This is a genomic window from Empedobacter stercoris (assembly GCF_020281205.1).
Classification (GTDB): Bacteria; Bacteroidota; Bacteroidia; order Flavobacteriales; family Weeksellaceae; genus Empedobacter; species Empedobacter stercoris.
This window is the reverse complement of the sequence record NZ_JACXZC010000005.1, coordinates 38430-57332: the sequence shown is the minus strand read 5'-3', so window position 1 is coordinate 57332 and position 18903 is coordinate 38430. Positions and strand designations below refer to the sequence as shown.

Below are 18903 nucleotides of genomic sequence, written 5' to 3'. Positions count from 1 at the left end.
TTTATGATTTAACGATTTTCGTCTCGTTTTAAACTTGAAAAATGAGATGAAATAGAAATTATTTTAAGGTAAATCATTTTAAGAATTGAATCAAATTGTCGAATTTTAGTCAAAATTATATTTAAAAAATACAGGTTATGAGTAAATTATTTGAACCGATTAAAATAAATGAATCAATTTCATTAAAAAATAGAATAATCATGTCGCCAATGTGTCAATATTCTTCCGAAGATGGCTTTCCTAATAATTGGCATTTTCAGCATTATGTTTCTCGTGCGGTAGGAAATGTTTCGGCGATTATTATAGAAGCTACAGCAATTGTTCCCGAAGGTAGAATTTCATATGGAGATTTAGGGATTTGGAAAGATGAACACATCGAAGCTTATCAAAAAATTACAAAAGAAATTAAACGTTACAATTGTGTTCCTGGAATTCAATTAGCGCATGCAGGACGTAAAGCAAGTACTGAAATACCTTGGAAGGGTTATCATCAAATAAAATCAAACGAAGAAAATGGTTGGAAAACGGTTTCAAGTTCAAATTTACCTTTCAATGAAACAGATGAAATTCCAATTCAATTATCAGTTGATGAAATTAATGCAGTAACAAAAGAATGGGGAAAAGCTACAGAACGTGCTATAAAAGCTGGTTTTGAGATTATAGAAATTCATGGTGCACATGGTTATTTGGCTCATCAATTTTTATCGCCATTGATTAATAATCGAACAGATGAATACGGTGGAAGTTTTGAAAACAGAATTCGTTTTGTTTTGGAAATTGTTGATGAAATAAAAAAATACATGACGACTCAATCACTTTGGATTCGTTTATCCGCTTCTGATTGGGCTGAAAATGGATGGAATTTAGTAGAAACAATAGAATTGTGTAAAATTCTGAAAGATAGAGGTGTTGAAGTAATTGATGTTTCGTCTGGAGGTGGAGTGAGTCATCAAAAAATTGAAGTGAAGAAAAATTATCAAGTTCCATTTTCTAAAGAGATTAAAAATCAAGTAAATGCTATAACAGGAGCAGTTGGATTAATTTTTGAACCCAATCAAGCAGAAGAAATTTTACAAAATGATGAAGCAGATTTAATCTTTTTAGGAAGAGAATTGTTAAGAGATCCTTATTTCGCATTGCATGCAGCGAAAGAGTTAGGAGAAGACATTAAATGGTTGCCACAATATGAAAGAGCAAAAAATAATCATTACAAATAAATAGATGTTAACATTAAATAAAATTCATCACATAGCAATTATTTGTTCCGATTACCAAAAGTCAAAACAGTTTTATACTGAAATTTTAGGGTTTGAAGTTGTACAAGAAGTTTATCGAAAAGAACGTGATTCTTATAAATTAGATTTAGCTTTGCAAAATTATTACTGCATCGAATTATTCTCTTTTCCAAAACCACCAAAACGTATTTCTCGACCAGAGGCCTCTGGCTTGAGACACATTGCTTTTGCTGTTGGGAATATTGAAAATGAAGTTGAAAAACTAAAGCAGTTAGAAATAAAGGTAGAACCAATTCGTGTGGATGAATACACGCAGAAAAAGTTTACTTTTTTTGAAGATCCTGACGGTTTACCGATAGAATTATACGAAGAATAAAAAAATAAATGGTACAAAAGAGTTTACTTGCTTTAGCAATGGGAGGTTTAGCCATCGGAATGACGGAATTTTCGATGATGGGAGTTTTAGAGGATTTTGCAAAAGATTTGAACATATCAATTCCAAAAGCAGGGAATTTTATATCAATGTATGCGATGGGTGTAATGGTTGGCGCTCCAACATTAATCATGGCTACAAGTAAGTATTCACCTAAAAAAGTATTGATATTTTTTATGTTGTTGTTTACTATTTTTAATTCACTTTTTGTCATAGCTCCAAGTTACACCACATTATTAATTGCTCGCTTTATGTCTGGTTTGCCTCATGGTGCATTTTTTGGAGTTGGCTCTGTTGTTGCAGCACAATTAGCTACTAAAGGAAAGGAAGCGCAAGCGATATCAATCATGTTTGCAGGATTAACTTTTGCCAATTTAGTAGGTGTTCCTTTGGGGACAAAATTAGGGCAGTTGTATTCTTGGCGTTTAACATTCGGAATTGTAGCAAGCCTTGGATTAATCACAATGTTAGCCATATCGTTATGGGTGCCTAATATCAAAAATACAAACAAAGGAAGCTTGATAGAACAACTTAGTTTTTTTAAAAAATGGGAAGCTTGGGTTTTAATCGTCATGATTTCAATCGGTACATCAGGTTTATTTGCTTGGATTAGTTACATCTCGCCATTAATGACAAATGTCGCAGATTTGCCAAAAACACAGGTTCCTATTATTATGACATTAATTGGTTTGGGAATGTTTGTTGGAAATTTTATTGGAGGAAAATTAGCCGATACAATGTCTCCAAATAAAGCAGCAATTATATCATTTGCGTCAATGGCAGTTTGCTTAGTTATTGTTTATTTTACGTCACATATTCAAGCAATGGCATATATAATGTCGTTTATTACAGGATTGATCGCTTTTACAATTGGTTCTCCAATTCAAATGATGCTAATCAATAATGGAAAAGGATCAGAAACTTTAGCAGCAGCAGCTGGACAAGCGAGTTTTAATATTGGAAATGCGTTAGGTGCATTCTTAGGAGGAATTCCAATTGCATTGGGATTAGGTTTTAATTCGCAATTATGGGTCGGGTTTATAATGGCAGCTGTAGGAGCTATCATCGCAGCACTATTTCTTCAATTAAAATCAAAAAAAATATAAATCAAGAATTACTTGATTAAAAAAGGGATGTTCTATAGAGCATCCTTTTTTGTTTATATTTGTATTAAATACGCTAAAATGGACAATTATAAAGCTCTTATCATTGATGATGAACACTTTGCTCAACAAGGGTTAAAGAAAATTATTCAGCATGCTTTACCTAATTTTTTTAAGTTGATTGATACCGCAAGTTCTGTAAAAGAAGGTGTTGAAAAAATAAAAGAAAATCAACCTGATATTGTTTTTTTAGATATTCAAATGCCAGATGAATATGGCTTCAAATTATTTGATTATTTTGATGACATTACTTTTGATGTGATCTTTACTACAGCTCATTCAGACTATATTTTACAAGCAGTTAATCAATGGGGATGTCTGGGATATTTGATGAAACCAATCGCAATTTCAGATTTGAAAATTTTATTGAATCGTTTTGTAGAACGTCAAAGTCAATTGAATCATAATAATGAAGTAGTTAATGTCAACGACGATTTTGAAGAAGAAGTTGAAACAGAAAATTTAAAAGATACCTTTAAAAATGAACATGGAATTATTTTTATTCCATCTATAACAGAAGTCTTGGTTCTTAAAATAGACGATATCATTTATTGCAAAGCAGACGATAGTTATTGTACGATATTTACAAAAGATGATGCATATATGGTTACAAAAACCTTAAAAGAAGTCGAGAATTTAATTGATCAAACTAACTTTTTTCGCGTCAATCGTTCATATTTGGTCAATATAAATTTTGCTAAAAAATTCGATAAACGAAACAATGTATTGATTCTTGCATGTAAACCAAAAGAAGGCGAATCAAATTTACCTGTCACGTCGCTTGGCTATAAAATAGTATCAAATGTGGTTTCGTAACTTCATTCTACTAATCACTATTTTTTGTTCAAATTGGCTTTCTGCGCAATTTGTCCTTACAAAACAATATACCTATGAGAACGGTTTACCTGCTAACGAAATTTTAAGTATTTACAAAGATTCACGGAATATTGTTTGGGTTGGTACTCGTTTTGGTGTTTTTGTAAAGGATATGGATAATTTCAAAATTATGAAGAGTTTTGAGAAAGTTCAGTACAATAATATTTGGAAAATTATCGAAGACAAAGATCATAATATTTGGTTTGGAAGCTATGGACAAGGAATATTGAAATTTACTGGTCAACAATACGAACTTATTAATACATCTAAAGGATTAGTTTCGGATAGGGTGCGTAATTTGTTTTATTTAAATGATTTAATCTATATTGCTACTCAAGGTGGAGTTTCTATAATTGATACAAAATCAAATAAAATTTATAATCCAGCTTTCGAGAAAAACAATAATATTGTATTCGAGGCTGTCTCTTTTTTTGAGTATCAAAACAAAGTGTATGTTACCACAATTGATCATGGTGTGTACGAAGTTCAACCGAATAAATTAAAATTAGCCAATTCCTATAATCGTATTAATTATAGCTTTGTGGATGAAAATAAACTGTATTTATCTTCAAACAAAGGTCTAAAAGTAATTTCAATCAACGATTTTTTAAATCATAAAACGAATTTTGAAACCTATGATTTACCAGTTTTTAGAAACCATAATAAATCTGAAAAACGACAATCTATTTTACTTGCAGGTTATGATATTGGCGCAGGAAACGGAATAATTGCGGAGCTAAGGAATAATCAAATTTTAAATCAAACCGACAAGTTTAGAATTGCTTCAGATTTCCCATATCGTATTTTTAGTAGCAAAACAGATGATTTGATTTATGTAGGAAGTGCTGATAAAGGACTTTTTGAAGTTCATTTTAATCATTTTTTAGAGTTCTCGACAATTGATAATAAGCGAATAATTGAAACTTTTAAAATCAACAATACACATTATTTTCTAACACCAGAAGGACTTTATTTTAAACAAAATGATGTTGTCAATAAATTGATAAAAAGAGAAGAGTTTTATGATTATATGCTTCGTAATAAAGCAAAATATAAAGATTTTCTTAATCAGTCGAACAAAGATTTTTACGAAATCGATTTCAATTTAAAAGAAAAAAATCTTCGGTTTTATAAACTAATTATTCATGGAAATTCGTTTGTTATTGCTACAAATTTGGGCCTTTTTGAATTGGATTTTGAAGGAAATTTCAAAAGATATTTACCAAACAGAACAAGTCAGTTTACGTTTTTTAACAATCAATTTATTCAAACAAGTCCTGTCGGAGGAATTTTAATTTTTGAAGATTTTAATTCGTTGAATTATCGTGCCTATTCACCAGAACAAGGAAACGTACCGAAAGATGTGGTATCGATTTGTAAAAATAAAAAGGCTGTTTTTTTTGGCTCTTCTTTGGATGGATTGTTTAAATATGAAAATGGAAAATTTGTTTCGTATTTAGAAAATAACTAGTTTACAGAATCAAAAATTAAAATGATAAAATGTATTGGCGATAACCTTTTGATGGTTGCGACAGAATTTGCGAAAGTATACATTTTAGAAGTGAAAGGAGATGAATTGAAAACTAAAAAAATGTTTGATATTCGTCAAATTGGAGGAGAAAATATCAGTTCGATTGATATTTTTGATGAAAGTATTTTAATCGGAACGAATCGTAATTTATTGGTTTTTAATAAGGGAAAAACTTATATGATTAGTAACGAACAAGGTTTTGTCAATAAAGATATTCATTCATCAAATTTTGATGGAAAAATTGTGACACTTGGAGTTGAAAACGGATTTTATAAATTGAATTTAGAAAATTTGTTTAAACAAAATAATCATCCGAAAAAAGTTATCATTACAAGTTTTAAAGTGAATGATGAAGATTATGGAATTGATAAATTTGCATGGTTTGATTTGATTGATAAAAACTTAAAACTGAAAAATAATGAAAATAATATCACCATTAATTTTTCTGTTGTTGATGTAAATTTTGCTCAAAATTTTAAATATCGTTATCGAATTAATCCAGATGAAAGTTGGAACGAATATTTTGGAGATGAGACAATTCATTTAAGAAATTTACAATACGGAAAGTATAAAGTTCAGCTCGAAATTACAGATACCAATAATGGAACAAAGCAAATTATTGACCTTATTTCGCTTGATATTGACGAACCTTTTTATTTGAATATTTATTTTATTTTATCATCTATTCTTGTTGTTAGTTTAATTATTTATCGATATAATACAAATAAAATCAAAACTTTAAATAAGTTTAACCAATTAAAAATTAATCAATTGAATGAAAAGAATCGACAAGAAAATCAACGATTGTTGTTGGAGCGTCAATTGACAGAAACTAAATTAACAGCGTTACAATCGCAGATGAATCCGCATTTTATTTTCAATGTTCTGAATTCTATACAGTTTTATATTTTGGATAATGATATTGATAATGCATTGAATTCGCTTGGTCGTTTTTCTCATTTAATTCGTCAAATGCTGAATCTATCAACAAAAGATGAAATTAGTTTGAAAGATGAAATTGATTTTTTAAAATTATATGTTGAGGTAGAAAATTTTAGATGGAATAATAAGATACAATTTACTATCGAAAAAGATGAAAATGTAGATATTCATCGGATTAAAATCCCTCCAATGTTGATTCAACCCATTATCGAGAATGCGTTTGTTCATGCGTTTGATCAATACAGTTTACAACCAACTATTAACTTGAAGTTAGCTTTGCAACAGAATTTTATAGAAATTACGGTAGAAGATAATGGAAAAGGAATTTTGAACCAGGAAAAAGGTAATAAAAATTACGAATCAAAAGCGTTGAAAATTATCAACGAACGATTACAACTGTTAAATCACAATTTAGATGAGAATATTTTTATTTCTTTTCAAGAAAAAGGGACAAGAGTAAGGTTGATTTTAAAAATCATTTAAAATTTTCACCCGATTGGTTGCTAATTTCACCTTGCTAAAAATACAATTTACGAAGTTAGATTCCATTTTTTGTGATAGAATATATTCAGTATCTATATTTGTGTATCGATTTCAAACTAAGTATTAAACTTAGATACTTCGTTTTCTAAACCTATGAAGACATCATAAGTATCTTAAAAGTTACATTTTTTCGACGTGTGAGTCAAAAAATTTTACACCAGGAAGCTACTGCAAAGTAGCTTTTTTTTATCTTTATACCTATGAAAAAGGTACAATTAGGAAATACAGACTTAGAGATCGAGCCAATTTTTTTTGGAGGAAACGTTTTTGGATGGACATTGAATGAAGAAGAATCATTCCGAATTTTGGATGCTTTCATCGATAGAGGATTTAATGCCATAGATACTGCAAATAATTATTCTTATTGGGTCCCTGGTAATGTTGGAACAGAATCAGAGAAAATAATTGGAAATTGGTTAAAGTCAAGAGGCGGTAGGGATCAGCTTGTTTTGGCAACGAAAGTTGGTGGACGAAATATGATTCAAGATAAACCAAATACAACCAAAGCACATATTCTAAAAGAAGTTGAAGAGTCACTTACTCGTTTACAAACAGATTATATCGATTTGTATCAAACACATTATGATGATGTCAATACACCTGTAGAGGAAACTTTATCAGCCTACAATCAATTAGTAAAAGAAGGAAAGGTTCGCTTCATTGGAGCGTCAAATTTTTCTTCAGAACGTTTGGGTGAATCTCTTGATAAATCAGAGCTTTATAATTTACCTCACTATAAGACGTTGCAGCCTGAATACAATTTGTATGATCGTCAACATTTCGAAGAGTTTTTGCAACCAATTGCTGAAAAATATAATTTAGCGGTAATACCTTATTATAGTTTAGCAAGCGGGTTCTTGTCTGGAAAATATAGAAACGAAGAGGATTTGCAAAAAAGTTTGAGAGGTGATGGAATAAAGAAGTATCTAAATGAAAAAGGTTTTCGAATTTTAGATGCGTTAGAAACAATTTCTAATCGATACAATATCTCATATTCGGCAGTTTCGTTAGCTTGGTTATTAGAACAAAAAACGGTTGTTGCGCCAATTGCAAGTGCTACAAAAGAGCAACATCTTGATGCTTTTGTTGAAGCTGTTAATGTGAAATTATCTCATGATGATGTAAAACTTTTAACAGAGGCAAGTAATAATTAAATTGTTTTAAATTCATAAAATGAAAGATTTTACTTCTGAAATTAATTATAAAACTGCAAGGAGTAGTGGAGCTGGAGGACAACATGTAAATAAAGTTGAAACAATGGTTTTAGCTAAATGGCATGTTTTCGAATCTCAATTTTTTTCAGATGAAGAGAAGGCGATGATTTCAGAAAAATTAAAAAATAAAATTAATGCTGAAGGTTATTTACAACTAAGTTCTCAACAGTCACGATCGCAATTAGATAATAAAGAAAAAGTGACAAAGAATATGATGGAATTGGTTGAAAAATCATTGATTATACCGAAGTTTAGAAGGAAAACAAAACCTACGAAAGCTTCTCAACAAAAAAGATTGAATCAAAAGAAACAACTCGCAGAGAAAAAAGACAGTCGCAGGTTTAGGTATTAAAATTAAATACGATCCATTAGAAATATCAAAGCACTACATTGTAGAACTGCAATAAGGATTATTTTAAAAATAAAAGATTTTTTTCTTGTTTTGTGACGATAAATTTGCATAGACATTAATGAACCTATGGTTCCACCAATTAATGTAATTAAACAAAGCGTCCATTCGGAAACTCTTCGTTTTCCTAAAATTGAGTTTCTTTTATCTATTTTGAATAGAAGAAACGCTATGGCGTTAATTGTAAGTAGAGCAATAATTAAAAAAGTATTCATGTTGTTAGTGTGTAATTTGAAAACTAAATTAATTAATTAATCTTAAGAAAATATAAAAATTTTTAATGCAATACTTTGTTGTTTATCTTTGTATATCAAAATCATAATTAAAAAACTTCCAAATAATTGTAAAACATAAATTTAAAAATTATTATGCAAGATTTAAAAGGTAAAAAAGCCTTAGTTACTGGCGGTAGTAGAGGATTAGGAAAAGCAATTGCTTTGGCATTGGCGAAAGAAGGAGTAGATATAGCAATTACGGGAAGAAATAAAAACAAATTAGAAGAAACCGTTACTGAAATCAAAAATTTTGGTGTAAAATCTGATTATTCAATTTTTGATGTTGCAGAAAAAAATGAAGTAAAAACACAATTAGAAAAATTAATTACATCATTTGGTGCATTTGATATTTTGATCAATAATGCTGGAATTGCAGCTTTCGGTAGTTTTTTAGAGATGGAAGAAAACGATTGGGAAGAGATTGTTCGTACAAATCTATTTGGACCTTATTACGTTTCCAAAACAGTAGTTCCTTCAATGGTCGAATTAGGAAGTGGGGATATTATCAATGTTTCTTCAACTGCTGGTTTAAAAGGAAACGCTGTAACTTCTGCTTATTCAGCATCTAAAGCGGGATTAATTGGTTTGTCTGAGTCGTTGATGTTTGAATTGAGAAAGAAAAATATTCGCGTTACAACTTTAACGCCAAGTACCATTGCATCTGAAATGTCAAAAGATGTTTTAAAAATTACAGATGGTAACCCAGAGACTGTTCTTCAACCAGAAGATTTTGCCCAATTAATTGTCGATTTATTAAAATTAGACAAACGTGCAATGTTAGCATCAGCTTCTTTGTGGTCAACAAATCCTTAAGAATTGATATTATAACATAATTAAAATCCAATTTCAAACTGAAATTGGATTTTTTTGTATTAAAACGCTTCACAATAAAGTAAGTTATATATTAAATGTTTTCAGCCCAAAAGAAGAAAGTTATACCAACTAAGTTTAGTATTAAATTTTTTTTAAATATATGTTTTAAGATTTGTTAACAAAGAAAGATTAGAACATTCCTAATATACAAAGTTTAAATTTTGATAAATATAAAAATTATTATTCATATCTGTCAAATTTATAATTTAGCTATGCATTTATCGAATAAATCGACTAAGTTTAAGGCTTGAAAATGCAATTGTAGTAATTTGCAGACCAATTTTTTGAATAGTAAGAATTAATAGATATATGAGAAATAGAAAGTTAAACAATGTATTAACACTTGGATTTGCGTTATTTGCAATGTTTTTTGGAGCAGGAAATCTTCTTTTGCCTCCGATGATTGGAGTAGAAGTAGGCTCTAATTATTTTGTTGCAATGCTTGCATTTGGTTTAACTGGAATTTTATTGCCATTTACTGGAATTTTGTCGGTAGTTTTTTCTGGAAATAATTTTAATGATTTAGGAAATCGTGTAGACAAACGATTAGCAGCTATTTTAGGAACAATTATTATGATTTGTATTGGACCTTTAATTGCCATTCCACGTACAGCTGCAACTACTTTTGAAGTTGGAATCAAACCATTTTTTCCGACGTTAGATCCTATTTGGGGTTCAATGATTTTCTTTGCAATTACAATTTTACTGGCAATCCGTCCTTCTAAAGTTGTAGATGTTATAGGGAATTATCTTACTCCTGTTTTATTAGTGTTATTATTTTTGCTAATAACGATGGGAATTTTGAATCCAACAGCCGATTTTATGCCTTCTGAATTAACAATGATGCAATCATTTTCCAAAGGTTTTATCGAAGGTTATCAGACATTAGATGTGTTGGCATCGGTTATTTTTGCAGGAATTATTATCGCAGCAGCGCGTAATAAAGGCTATACAGATACGAAAAGTAAATCTCAAATTGTTATCATTTCGGGCGTGTTATCTACAACATGCTTGTTATTTGTTTATGGTGGTTTAATTTATTTAGGAGCAACTTCAGGGGAAACAAATCCAACTATTACACGAGCAGAATTATTGATCGAAATTTCAAGAAATACATTAGGACATTATGGTTTAATTGCAATTGCCTTGTGTATGGCTTTCGCTTGTCTTACTACTTCTATTGCACTAACTTCTGCTGTAGGAACGTTCTTTGGACGATTAACAAACGGAAAACTAAGTTACTCTGTTTTAGTCGTTTTGTGTACCTTAATTTCATTTGGTTTATCCATAAAAGGTGTAGATGAGATAATCAATTTTGCATATCCGCCTTTGGCATTTGTATACCCAATTACAATTACTTTAGTTATTTATATCGTGTTATTTGGTAAAATAGTAAAAAGTAAAACACCATTTGTTTTTGCTTTATTGGCATCTACAATTATTGCAATTTTAGGTTTACTAAAATTATTAGGTTATTTTGATGAATCGACTGTTTCAAGTTTAAATAAAATACCATTCTTCGAATATGATTTAGGTTGGGTAGTTCCTTCAATTATTGGATTTGGATTTGGTTTATTGATTGATAAAATAAAGAAATAAAAAAATCCTCTGAATAACTTTCAGAGGATTTTAACCAATCAAAACTACTATAAAAACACTAAAAGAATAATGATAATGTCTATCTTTTATTCTTTTACAAAGTTCTTAAAGTTATGATTATAAATAATTTATTTACGAAAGATTAATATTATGTCCGAATAGAATTAATTTATATTCATTTATTAATCATAATTACAAAGGTATTCATTTATTAATCATAATTACAAAGGTATTCAATCATTAATTTTAATATAAGTTTAAGATTATTTATTAACTTGAAAGAAAATCAATAAAATAAAAATGGAAGAAACTTGCTCGCGTTGTAATAAAGAAATAACGTGTAATGTAAATGATATTAATAATTGCAGTTGCTCTAAAATTGAATTGAAACCAGAAACGAAAGAGTTTTTAACAAAAACGCATTACAAGTGTTTATGCACTAATTGCTTGGAGCAATTGAATTATTTCGAAACTTTAGATAAAGAATATAAGTACCCAACCATGCCTTCAGAATTTGTTCCGCATATACATTATTACATCGAAAACGGGAATTGGGTTTTTACAGAATTTTTTCATTATCAAAAAGGTAAATGTTGCCAAAATGGGTGTAGACATTGTGCATATGGTTTTAAGAAATAAAAAATGGTTCAATTTGCATTGAACCATTAACCAACCTAAAAATACTATAAAAAAACTCTATTTTTATTAAGGATTCCTCTTCAAAAGATCAATCTCCATTATCCTTAACAACTATGAATAAATTATTTATAAGACAAATTTAGATCTATTTCTTGAATTGATAAATAATATCTTATTTATTTTTTTATCTAACAATAGATTAGATTTATGAAATTGGTAATGAAATGTTAAACCTACCTATATATGAGTAGTTTATTGGTAATCAATAAACCGTTTACGAGTGTTGTATTTTTAAGAAAAAATTTCCATTATTTTTTTAGAGACTTTTGTTGCTGTTGTATTATCTCCAGTTTCTTTTAAAGTTGTTGCGTAATCTTCTAAAAATGATTTAACTTCTTGATGATTAGAATTTTCGAAGTTTGCTAAATAATCTTCTAAACTCAAATTATTTAAAACCTTGTCAAAATAAATTTTAGCTTCGTCAAATTTGTTCATTTTTACTAACAATGGCGCAATGCTATGGCTAATGTAAAATTCGTTTACCGCAGCTTGTTCTGCATTTTCCTCTTCTTTAAAGTGTGTAGTACTTAAATAATTGATGTAAGCATTAACAGCATTTTCATTTTCTTCTAAAACTTCATAACAACGAGCTTTAAAAAATTTAATTTCGTAAAATTCATCTTCATTTAGTTTATTGAAAAATGTAATACTTTCTTTCGGATTTGTATAGAACTTTCTGTAACCGATAATAAAATCTTCAACAAAATCTACCTCTGTTTGTTCAATAGCAAAATTCAATAGATTTTGAGATTGCTCCTCTGTTAATTGTCCAATAAAAGCTTCCCAATAATTAACTAAAGTATTGAAATCGTATGCCAAATCTTCAACGAAAATCTGTGCTGCAATTCGTAAGAATTTATCTCCCAAAGAGTCAATTATCGTATGGTCTTCGTCAGAAAAATCAGTTGGATTGTACAATAAGTTTTCAATAATTTCTGATGCATTTTCTTCTGAATACTCAGTGTTTAATTGTTTCAAAGCATTGGTTACATTAAATTCCATTTGACTATAAATTTTAAAGTTAAAATCATTACAAAGATAGCGGATTTAGTGTAATAAGGAATCGCCAACTTCAAAAGTTAATGTCTTATTTTTAATGAGAAATAAAGATGTACTTTTTTGTGAGAATATAATTTTAGTTATCTTGTGGAAGTTTAAAATGATTAGTTTAGTTAAAATAAACGACTTATGTTCCGAATCTATACCATTGTATTATTTATTTGTAGTTTATCCTTTGTTAAAGGACAACATTTGAATGTAGGTGATCAATTTCCTGTTCATAAAATTGAGAATTTAGGTCAATCTCAAGATCTTAAAATAATTGTTTTTACGCCAAGTCTTTACAAAACAAATAATTATGCAAGTATGTTAACGACTTCTCTGCATCATTATTTTGTGAAAGGATTAGCTTTTGCTACAACAAATCCTCCTAAAATTAATGTAGTTTATGTTGTAAACGAAGAAGATAAATGGAGGAAGGATGCGCAACAATCATTAACGTTTAATGATTCATCGAATCAAAATAAGTTAGAAGGTGCGAAAGTAATTTATGATGAAGTTGGTAAAATTTATACTGCAATTGGGCTTAAACCTTTTAAACAGAATTCTATTTCAACTATAATTCCAAACTCTAATTCTAATTCTCTCTTAGTCGAAAGTTCGATACTTTTTTTAGTGGATCAAAATAATAAAATTTTGATGAGAGATAATGATTATCGAGCACAAGGAGAGCATTTAAAACCCTTAGAGAAATTAGTTAAAAGAGCTTCTAAAATAGAAGAATTGAATGTAGATTTCACTAAAAATGTTACCTTAAAAGTAGGAGACAAAGCACCTAATTTTATTTTGAAAGGTCCTAATTACGCTATGAATTCAACAGAAAAACTATTGGATGATCAATCAAACTTCAAAGTGTTGACATTTTATCCTGCAGCTTTTAGTGGGCAAATATTACCTAATTTTAATACAATAGACACAAAAGCGCCAATGACATGTGCTGCTCAAATTCAATTAATAGATCATAACCCATTGTTACAAAATGTAAAAAGTTATGCAATTTCCAGTTCTACAAATTCTTTGTTAACATTATGGAAGACAGCTTTACGTACAACAAACATCACGTATTTAAATGATGAGGATTATGGAATTTCTTTGGCGTATAATTCGTACAATCGATTAGGATACAACAATAGAGCAACTTATGTAATTGATAAAAATGGAACTATTGTATATGCGAATCCAAATTTAACATTCGAAGATGAAGCAAAATTTCCTACAATTTTGGAAAAAATAATTTTGAAAAGTAAATAATAAGCTGAGAAAATTAGATGTCGAATTGAGTAATATCTTCAAATTTAGCATCGATTATATTTCCTAAATCTTCTGCATTTAGTAAAATTTGCAACCCTTTTTTTCCTGAGCTAATACAAATCTGATCTTGTATAAGTGCTAATTCCTCAATGTAGGTAGGAAATTGTTTTTTCATTCCAATAGGTGAACAACCACCACGAATATATCCTGTAACTTTTAATAAATCTTTCAAAGGAAGCATCTCGCAATTTTTATTTCCAGAAACTTTGGCAAACTTTTTCATATCAAGATGCGTATTCGCGGGTATTACCGCAACAAGATAAGGTGCTATATTTCCTTTCAAAACCAACGTTTTATAAATGCCTTCAGGATTTACACCCAAAGATTTTGCCACATGCAAAGCATCTATATGTTCTTCATCGACTTCATATTCGCGTAATGTATACGAAACATTTTGTGTGTCCAATAATCGGACTGCATTTGTTTTTGCAGATTTATTACTCATTCTAACTAAATTTAGACAAAGTTAAAACGAAAAACTATTTTTTGACTATTTATGAATTGAAGATTACGACAAAATTTTGAAAGAAAATCCTTAAACTAAAAAACTATTGCTACCTTTGTACCACTTATGAAGTTTTTACAACATATATTACGTTTACCTTTCTTTAGCACTTATTATCGTACAATATTTGCTCGGGTAGGCTATGTGTATACTTCGTATTAATTTTGTACGTCAAAAATTTAATCATAATCTACAAGCCCGAGCAGTTTTGCTCGGGCTTTTTTATTTTCAATCATATGGAAAGTTTAAAAAGTTTAAAAGAAAATGTAGCCATTTTTTTACCTGAGAATGGATTAGAAGAAAAATTAAAATTAGCTGAAAAAGAAAATCGTTCTCTACGAATTAAATTAGGATTTGATCCAACTGCACCAGATCTACATTTGGGTCATGCAGTAGTTTTAAAAAAATTAAAAGAGTTTCAAGATTTAGGGCATCAAATTGTTATTTTAGTAGGTAGTTTTACAGCTCAAATCGGTGATCCAACAGGAAAAAACAAAAGTCGTCAACCATTAAATGCAGACCAAGTTCAGAAAAATGCTGAAACTTATATCAATCAATTATCAAAAATAATTAATGTTGATAAAGCAGAAATTGTCTTTAATTCGGATTGGTTAGATCATTTACCTTTTTCGGACGTAATTCAATTGTTGTCAAAAGTAACGGTTGCACAATTAATGCATCGAAATGATTTTAACAAACGATTTACAGAGAATACACCAATTGCGATGCACGAGTTGGTTTATCCTATTTTACAAGCTTATGACTCAGTTCAAATAAATGCTGATATCGAAATGGGAGGTACAGATCAATTATTCAATTGTACGATGGGACGTCAGTTACAAGAAACGAATGGCGATGCTGCACAAATTGTATTGTGTATGCCACTTTTAAGAGGAACAGATGGAAAAGAAAAAATGAGTAAATCGTTGAATAATATTATCGGATTGACAGATGAACCAAACGAAATGTTTGGAAAAACAATGTCTATTCCTGACGATTTATTGGAAGAATACATTGCATTAGCAACAGATTTTTCAATTGAAGAAAAAGCAAATTTGAATGAACGATTAAACTCGGATAATCCTATGTTAATCAAAAAAATAGTTGCTAAAAATATCATTACGCAATATCATTCAGAAAAAGATGCTGAAGCTGCTGAAGCATTTTTTAACAATCAATTTCAAAAAAGGAATGACGACAATAGAGTGTTTGAACCAGTTGAAATAGATTCATTGCAAATCACAACTGAAAAAATTTCTGTATTAGAGGTTTGTCATCAATTAAAAAATGATTTATCAAAAACGGCTGTTAGACGTTTGATAGAAAGTGGTGCGGTGCAAATTAATGGTGAAAAAAGTACAGATCCTTTGGCTGATTTTTTAGTCGAAAAGGAAACTAAAATCAAAATAGGAAAACGAGATTTTTTCGAATTAAAATAAATTTCATTTATAACAAAAGCCTCTATTTTAGAGGCTTTTATATTATAATTCTTTTTTCATTTCGTATTGTTTATCATACAATTTTAATCCCAATGATTGTATGAAATCGTTTGTTGAGGTTTCTCTTTCGTCAACATTTATCATTTTGATTTCTTTATTTTTCAAATCGCTGAATAGAATAGAAGCCAAGTAACGATTTCTATAATCGTGATGTACACCAAATTGATAAATACGTGTATTATTTTTATTGATGATTTTGTAAGCAACTAAAATCCCGTCTTCGTAAATTCCGTTTATTTGGCAATTATCAATGATATTTTTTACACTTTGAATATCGTTTTTCCATGTTGGTTTTATATCCCAAAAATTTTCTCCTGTTATCAGATTTAAATCTTCAAAATCAACAATTTCATGTAAAGGATTTACGACAAGAATTGGAATTCCTTTGTAACTATTTAATGTTCTTGTTTTTTTAAAACCACAAGCTTCGTAAGCGTTTATTGCAAAATCATTTTTAGTATTTACTTCTAAAAAAATGTTTTTAACATGAGATTCTTTTAATTTCGGAAAACTAAAATCAAGCATTTGTTGGGTGATTTTTTTGCCTCTGTGTGTAGGGCAAACTCCCGTTCCTCCAATATAAGCTGTTTTTATACCGGCATTATTTCGTATGCCATAAAGTAAAAACCCAACTAATTTTCCATCAATACTTGCACCAATAGAATAATCAAGATTGATATCTTCCATTTTTAACTTTCCTTTAAATTGATCTAAAGAAAGATGAATAGAAATGTAGTAATTTTGATAAGAAAGATTGTACAAAGCAGATAATTCTTCCAAATCTACATGAGCTAATGAATGTATTTTAATGTTTGTTTGCATAGTCATAATTTGCAAAGCAAAAATAGCCCCAACATTTAATAAATTTCTAAAAAAAATCTTAAAAAATTCACCTCAACCGAATAATCGTTTACCTTCTAATTCCGAATTTGATAAATAATTATATGATTTAATAAATCAGAATGAAATTTTATTCAAAAAAGTTATGTTTAAGTTAAGTTACTTTGAATAAAATTAACAAATAAACTTTTGTTTATGATTTAACATAAGCTTATTATTGGTTTTAGTGTACAATATTCTCTATTTAATAAATTTGCATACATTTTAAAACTAAAACTACGAGAGAAGAAAAATTTCTCCTCATTTGTTGAAATACCTATTCTTCTCTCGATTTTTATAAAAATCTTGAAGTAGAATTTCAGCAAAGGTGTAATTAATACACTATTTAAAATGTGATTTTCGTAAAAATTCTTTCTAATTTATTTTCAAAAATACCTAATTCTCAAAAAAACTATTTGAAAATCGTCAATTTGATAATGTTAATAACTTTTATTCAAAAATGAATAACGAACATTTGTTAGTTTTTTTCTTTTTGTTATTTTAGTAGCTCAAATTATCACAAAAAAATGAGTAAAAATTTAACAAAATTGGCTTCCATTGCCTTGTTTTGCTGCTATTCCTATGTCGTTGCTCAACAGCGTATAAATGACACTATAGTTGTAGAAAAAGTTGAGGTAATACAACCCCAAGAAAACAAAGATAAAGTTGATGTTCAATTTTATGGATTTATCAGGAATGATATTTTTATGGATACACGTCAAATGATCGGAGCAGGAGAGGTCTTGGTTCCTCTTTATCCAAAAGATCGATTATTAGATGTGAATGGTGCTGATATCAATGATGCATCAAAATTTCATATGCTATCAATTGTTTCGAGAGCGGGTGTTAATTTAAAAGGACCAGAACTACTTGGTGCTAAAACTTCGGGTATTTTAGAAGGAGAATTTTTTGGAGCAACAGAAGGAGGAATTAATGAATTTCGTTTACGCCACGCCTACGTGATGTTAGATTGGGAGAAAACGCAATTAGGGATTGGTCAATATTGGCATCCGTTTGTTGTTTTAGAAGCTTTGCCAAATGTTGCTAATTATGGAACTGGCGCTCCTGTTTATGCATTGAATAGAAATCCACAAGTGCGATTAACGCATAAGTTAACAGATAAATTTAAAGTGATCGCTGCTTTACATTCTCAACGCGATTTTACACCCAACACAGAACCTTTTAGAAACAGTGGAATGCCAGCTGCTCATTTACAATTGCAGTATAAATCTCCAGTTTTTACAGGAGGAGTAGGTGCTCAGTATGAGAATTTAAAACCAAAACTATCTTCGGGTAATCCACCGATAAAATCAAGTGAACGAGTAGAAAATGTTTCGTTCATGGCTTACTCAAAATTAAATACAAAACCGCTTCAAGTCACTGTTGCAGGATATTTGATGCAAGACGCATCATCATTTGTGCAATTAGGAGGAATTGTAGGGTATCAAAAAAGTCCTTTAGAAGTTGAAACATATAAACCGATGAATACACACAGTATGTGGATTGATTTGCAACAAAATTCCACAGGTAAGTTTTCGTTCGGATTATTTGCAGGATATGTCAGAAATAATGGAGTTAAAAATCCAGTAGAAGATGCAAGTGCAACTTCTTATGGTGTAACAACCAATTGGGGAGCTATTTCTGCTACTCCAGGAACACGAACAGTTAATTATTTGTATAAAGTAGTTCCTCGTTTAGATTTTACATTAAGCAAAGCATTAAAATTTAGATTAGAGTATGATCGTAGTACGGCTCAATGGGCTGATGCGACCATAAAAGGAACAGGAACTGAGAATAAATATTTAGCAAATAACAACAGATTTCAATTAACGACATTATTTAACTTCTAAAAATCACA

18 protein-coding genes are annotated in these 18903 nt (G+C 29.5%); 14 read left to right on the top strand and 4 right to left on the bottom strand.

Annotated features, from left to right (window positions below):
- Window positions 1-137: 137 nt before the first annotated feature.
- The 8 genes from IF125_RS03865 (at window position 138) to arfB (ending at window position 8289) form a co-directional block, all read left to right on the top strand.
- Window positions 138-1217 carry an NADH:flavin oxidoreductase/NADH oxidase gene (locus IF125_RS03865; RefSeq protein ID WP_225541580.1) on the top strand — a complete coding sequence of 360 codons (1080 nt, stop codon included), beginning with the start codon at window positions 138-140 and terminating at the stop codon, window positions 1215-1217.
- A 4-nt stretch (window positions 1218-1221) separates the two neighbouring features.
- Window positions 1222-1611: an SMU1112c/YaeR family gloxylase I-like metalloprotein gene (gloA2, locus tag IF125_RS03860; RefSeq protein WP_171621686.1), complete on the top strand. Its 390-nt coding sequence runs from the start codon at window positions 1222-1224 to the stop codon at window positions 1609-1611.
- Window positions 1612-1619: 8 nt separating this feature from the next.
- Window positions 1620-2774 (top strand): MFS transporter, encoded by a 1155-nt coding sequence (locus IF125_RS03855; protein WP_225541579.1) that lies wholly within the window; start codon window positions 1620-1622, stop codon window positions 2772-2774.
- Window positions 2775-2852: 78 nt separating this feature from the next.
- Window positions 2853-3647, top strand: coding sequence for a LytR/AlgR family response regulator transcription factor (locus tag IF125_RS03850; protein WP_171621688.1), 795 nt, complete (start codon window positions 2853-2855; stop codon window positions 3645-3647).
- Window positions 3634-5178 (top strand): two-component regulator propeller domain-containing protein, encoded by a 1545-nt coding sequence (locus tag IF125_RS03845; protein ID WP_225541578.1) that lies wholly within the window; start codon window positions 3634-3636, stop codon window positions 5176-5178. Before IF125_RS03850 ends, IF125_RS03845 begins: the two co-directional genes overlap by 14 nt.
- A gap of 21 nt (window positions 5179-5199) precedes the next feature.
- Window positions 5200-6663, top strand: a complete 1464-nt coding sequence (locus tag IF125_RS03840) for a sensor histidine kinase (protein WP_225541577.1) — start codon at window positions 5200-5202, stop codon at window positions 6661-6663.
- A gap of 260 nt (window positions 6664-6923) precedes the next feature.
- Window positions 6924-7877, top strand: a complete 954-nt coding sequence (locus tag IF125_RS03835; protein ID WP_225541576.1) for an aldo/keto reductase — start codon at window positions 6924-6926, stop codon at window positions 7875-7877.
- A gap of 19 nt (window positions 7878-7896) precedes the next feature.
- Complete coding sequence (arfB, locus tag IF125_RS03830; protein ID WP_225541575.1) at window positions 7897-8289, top strand: alternative ribosome rescue aminoacyl-tRNA hydrolase ArfB; 393 nt, start codon at window positions 7897-7899, stop codon at window positions 8287-8289.
- 2 nt (window positions 8290-8291) lie between these two features.
- Here arfB and IF125_RS14310 read toward each other — a convergent pair whose 3' ends face one another.
- Window positions 8292-8561 carry a DUF1294 domain-containing protein gene (locus IF125_RS14310; protein ID WP_225541574.1) on the bottom strand — a complete coding sequence of 90 codons (270 nt, stop codon included), beginning with the start codon at window positions 8559-8561 and terminating at the stop codon, window positions 8292-8294.
- A gap of 153 nt (window positions 8562-8714) precedes the next feature.
- On the opposite strand from IF125_RS14310, the gene IF125_RS03820 reads away from it, so the two are divergent.
- The 3 genes from IF125_RS03820 (at window position 8715) to IF125_RS03810 (ending at window position 11732) form a co-directional block, all read left to right on the top strand.
- Entirely contained in the window at window positions 8715-9434 is a 720-nt protein-coding gene (locus IF125_RS03820) for a 3-ketoacyl-ACP reductase (RefSeq protein ID WP_225541573.1), read from the top strand.
- Window positions 9435-9803: 369 nt separating this feature from the next.
- Window positions 9804-11093: a branched-chain amino acid transport system II carrier protein gene (brnQ, locus tag IF125_RS03815; protein ID WP_225541572.1), complete on the top strand. Its 1290-nt coding sequence runs from the start codon at window positions 9804-9806 to the stop codon at window positions 11091-11093.
- 300 nt (window positions 11094-11393) lie between these two features.
- Window positions 11394-11732, top strand: a complete 339-nt coding sequence (locus IF125_RS03810) for a cysteine-rich CWC family protein (RefSeq protein ID WP_171621695.1) — start codon at window positions 11394-11396, stop codon at window positions 11730-11732.
- A 291-nt stretch (window positions 11733-12023) separates the two neighbouring features.
- On the opposite strand, the gene IF125_RS03805 is transcribed toward IF125_RS03810, so the two are convergent.
- Complete coding sequence (locus IF125_RS03805) at window positions 12024-12794, bottom strand: hypothetical protein (RefSeq protein ID WP_225541571.1); 771 nt, start codon at window positions 12792-12794, stop codon at window positions 12024-12026.
- 186 nt (window positions 12795-12980) lie between these two features.
- Between IF125_RS03805 and IF125_RS03800 the strand changes: the two genes are divergently transcribed.
- Window positions 12981-14102, top strand: coding sequence for a redoxin domain-containing protein (locus tag IF125_RS03800; RefSeq protein ID WP_225541570.1), 1122 nt, complete (start codon window positions 12981-12983; stop codon window positions 14100-14102).
- Window positions 14103-14115: 13 nt separating this feature from the next.
- On the opposite strand, the gene ybaK is transcribed toward IF125_RS03800, so the two are convergent.
- Window positions 14116-14607, bottom strand: a complete 492-nt coding sequence (gene ybaK / locus IF125_RS03795) for a Cys-tRNA(Pro) deacylase (protein ID WP_225541569.1) — start codon at window positions 14605-14607, stop codon at window positions 14116-14118.
- 296 nt (window positions 14608-14903) lie between these two features.
- Between ybaK and tyrS the strand changes: the two genes are divergently transcribed.
- The gene (gene tyrS / locus IF125_RS03790) at window positions 14904-16106 is read left to right on the top strand and encodes a tyrosine--tRNA ligase (protein WP_225541568.1); all 1203 of its coding nucleotides are present in this window, start codon (window positions 14904-14906) and stop codon (window positions 16104-16106) included.
- 42 nt (window positions 16107-16148) lie between these two features.
- Here tyrS and IF125_RS03785 read toward each other — a convergent pair whose 3' ends face one another.
- Window positions 16149-16988: a GNAT family N-acetyltransferase gene (locus IF125_RS03785; protein ID WP_188320145.1), complete on the bottom strand. Its 840-nt coding sequence runs from the start codon at window positions 16986-16988 to the stop codon at window positions 16149-16151.
- Between the two features lie 584 nt (window positions 16989-17572).
- Between IF125_RS03785 and IF125_RS03780 the strand changes: the two genes are divergently transcribed.
- Window positions 17573-18895 carry a DcaP family trimeric outer membrane transporter gene (locus tag IF125_RS03780; protein ID WP_171621701.1) on the top strand — a complete coding sequence of 441 codons (1323 nt, stop codon included), beginning with the start codon at window positions 17573-17575 and terminating at the stop codon, window positions 18893-18895.
- Window positions 18896-18903: the final 8 nt, after the last annotated feature.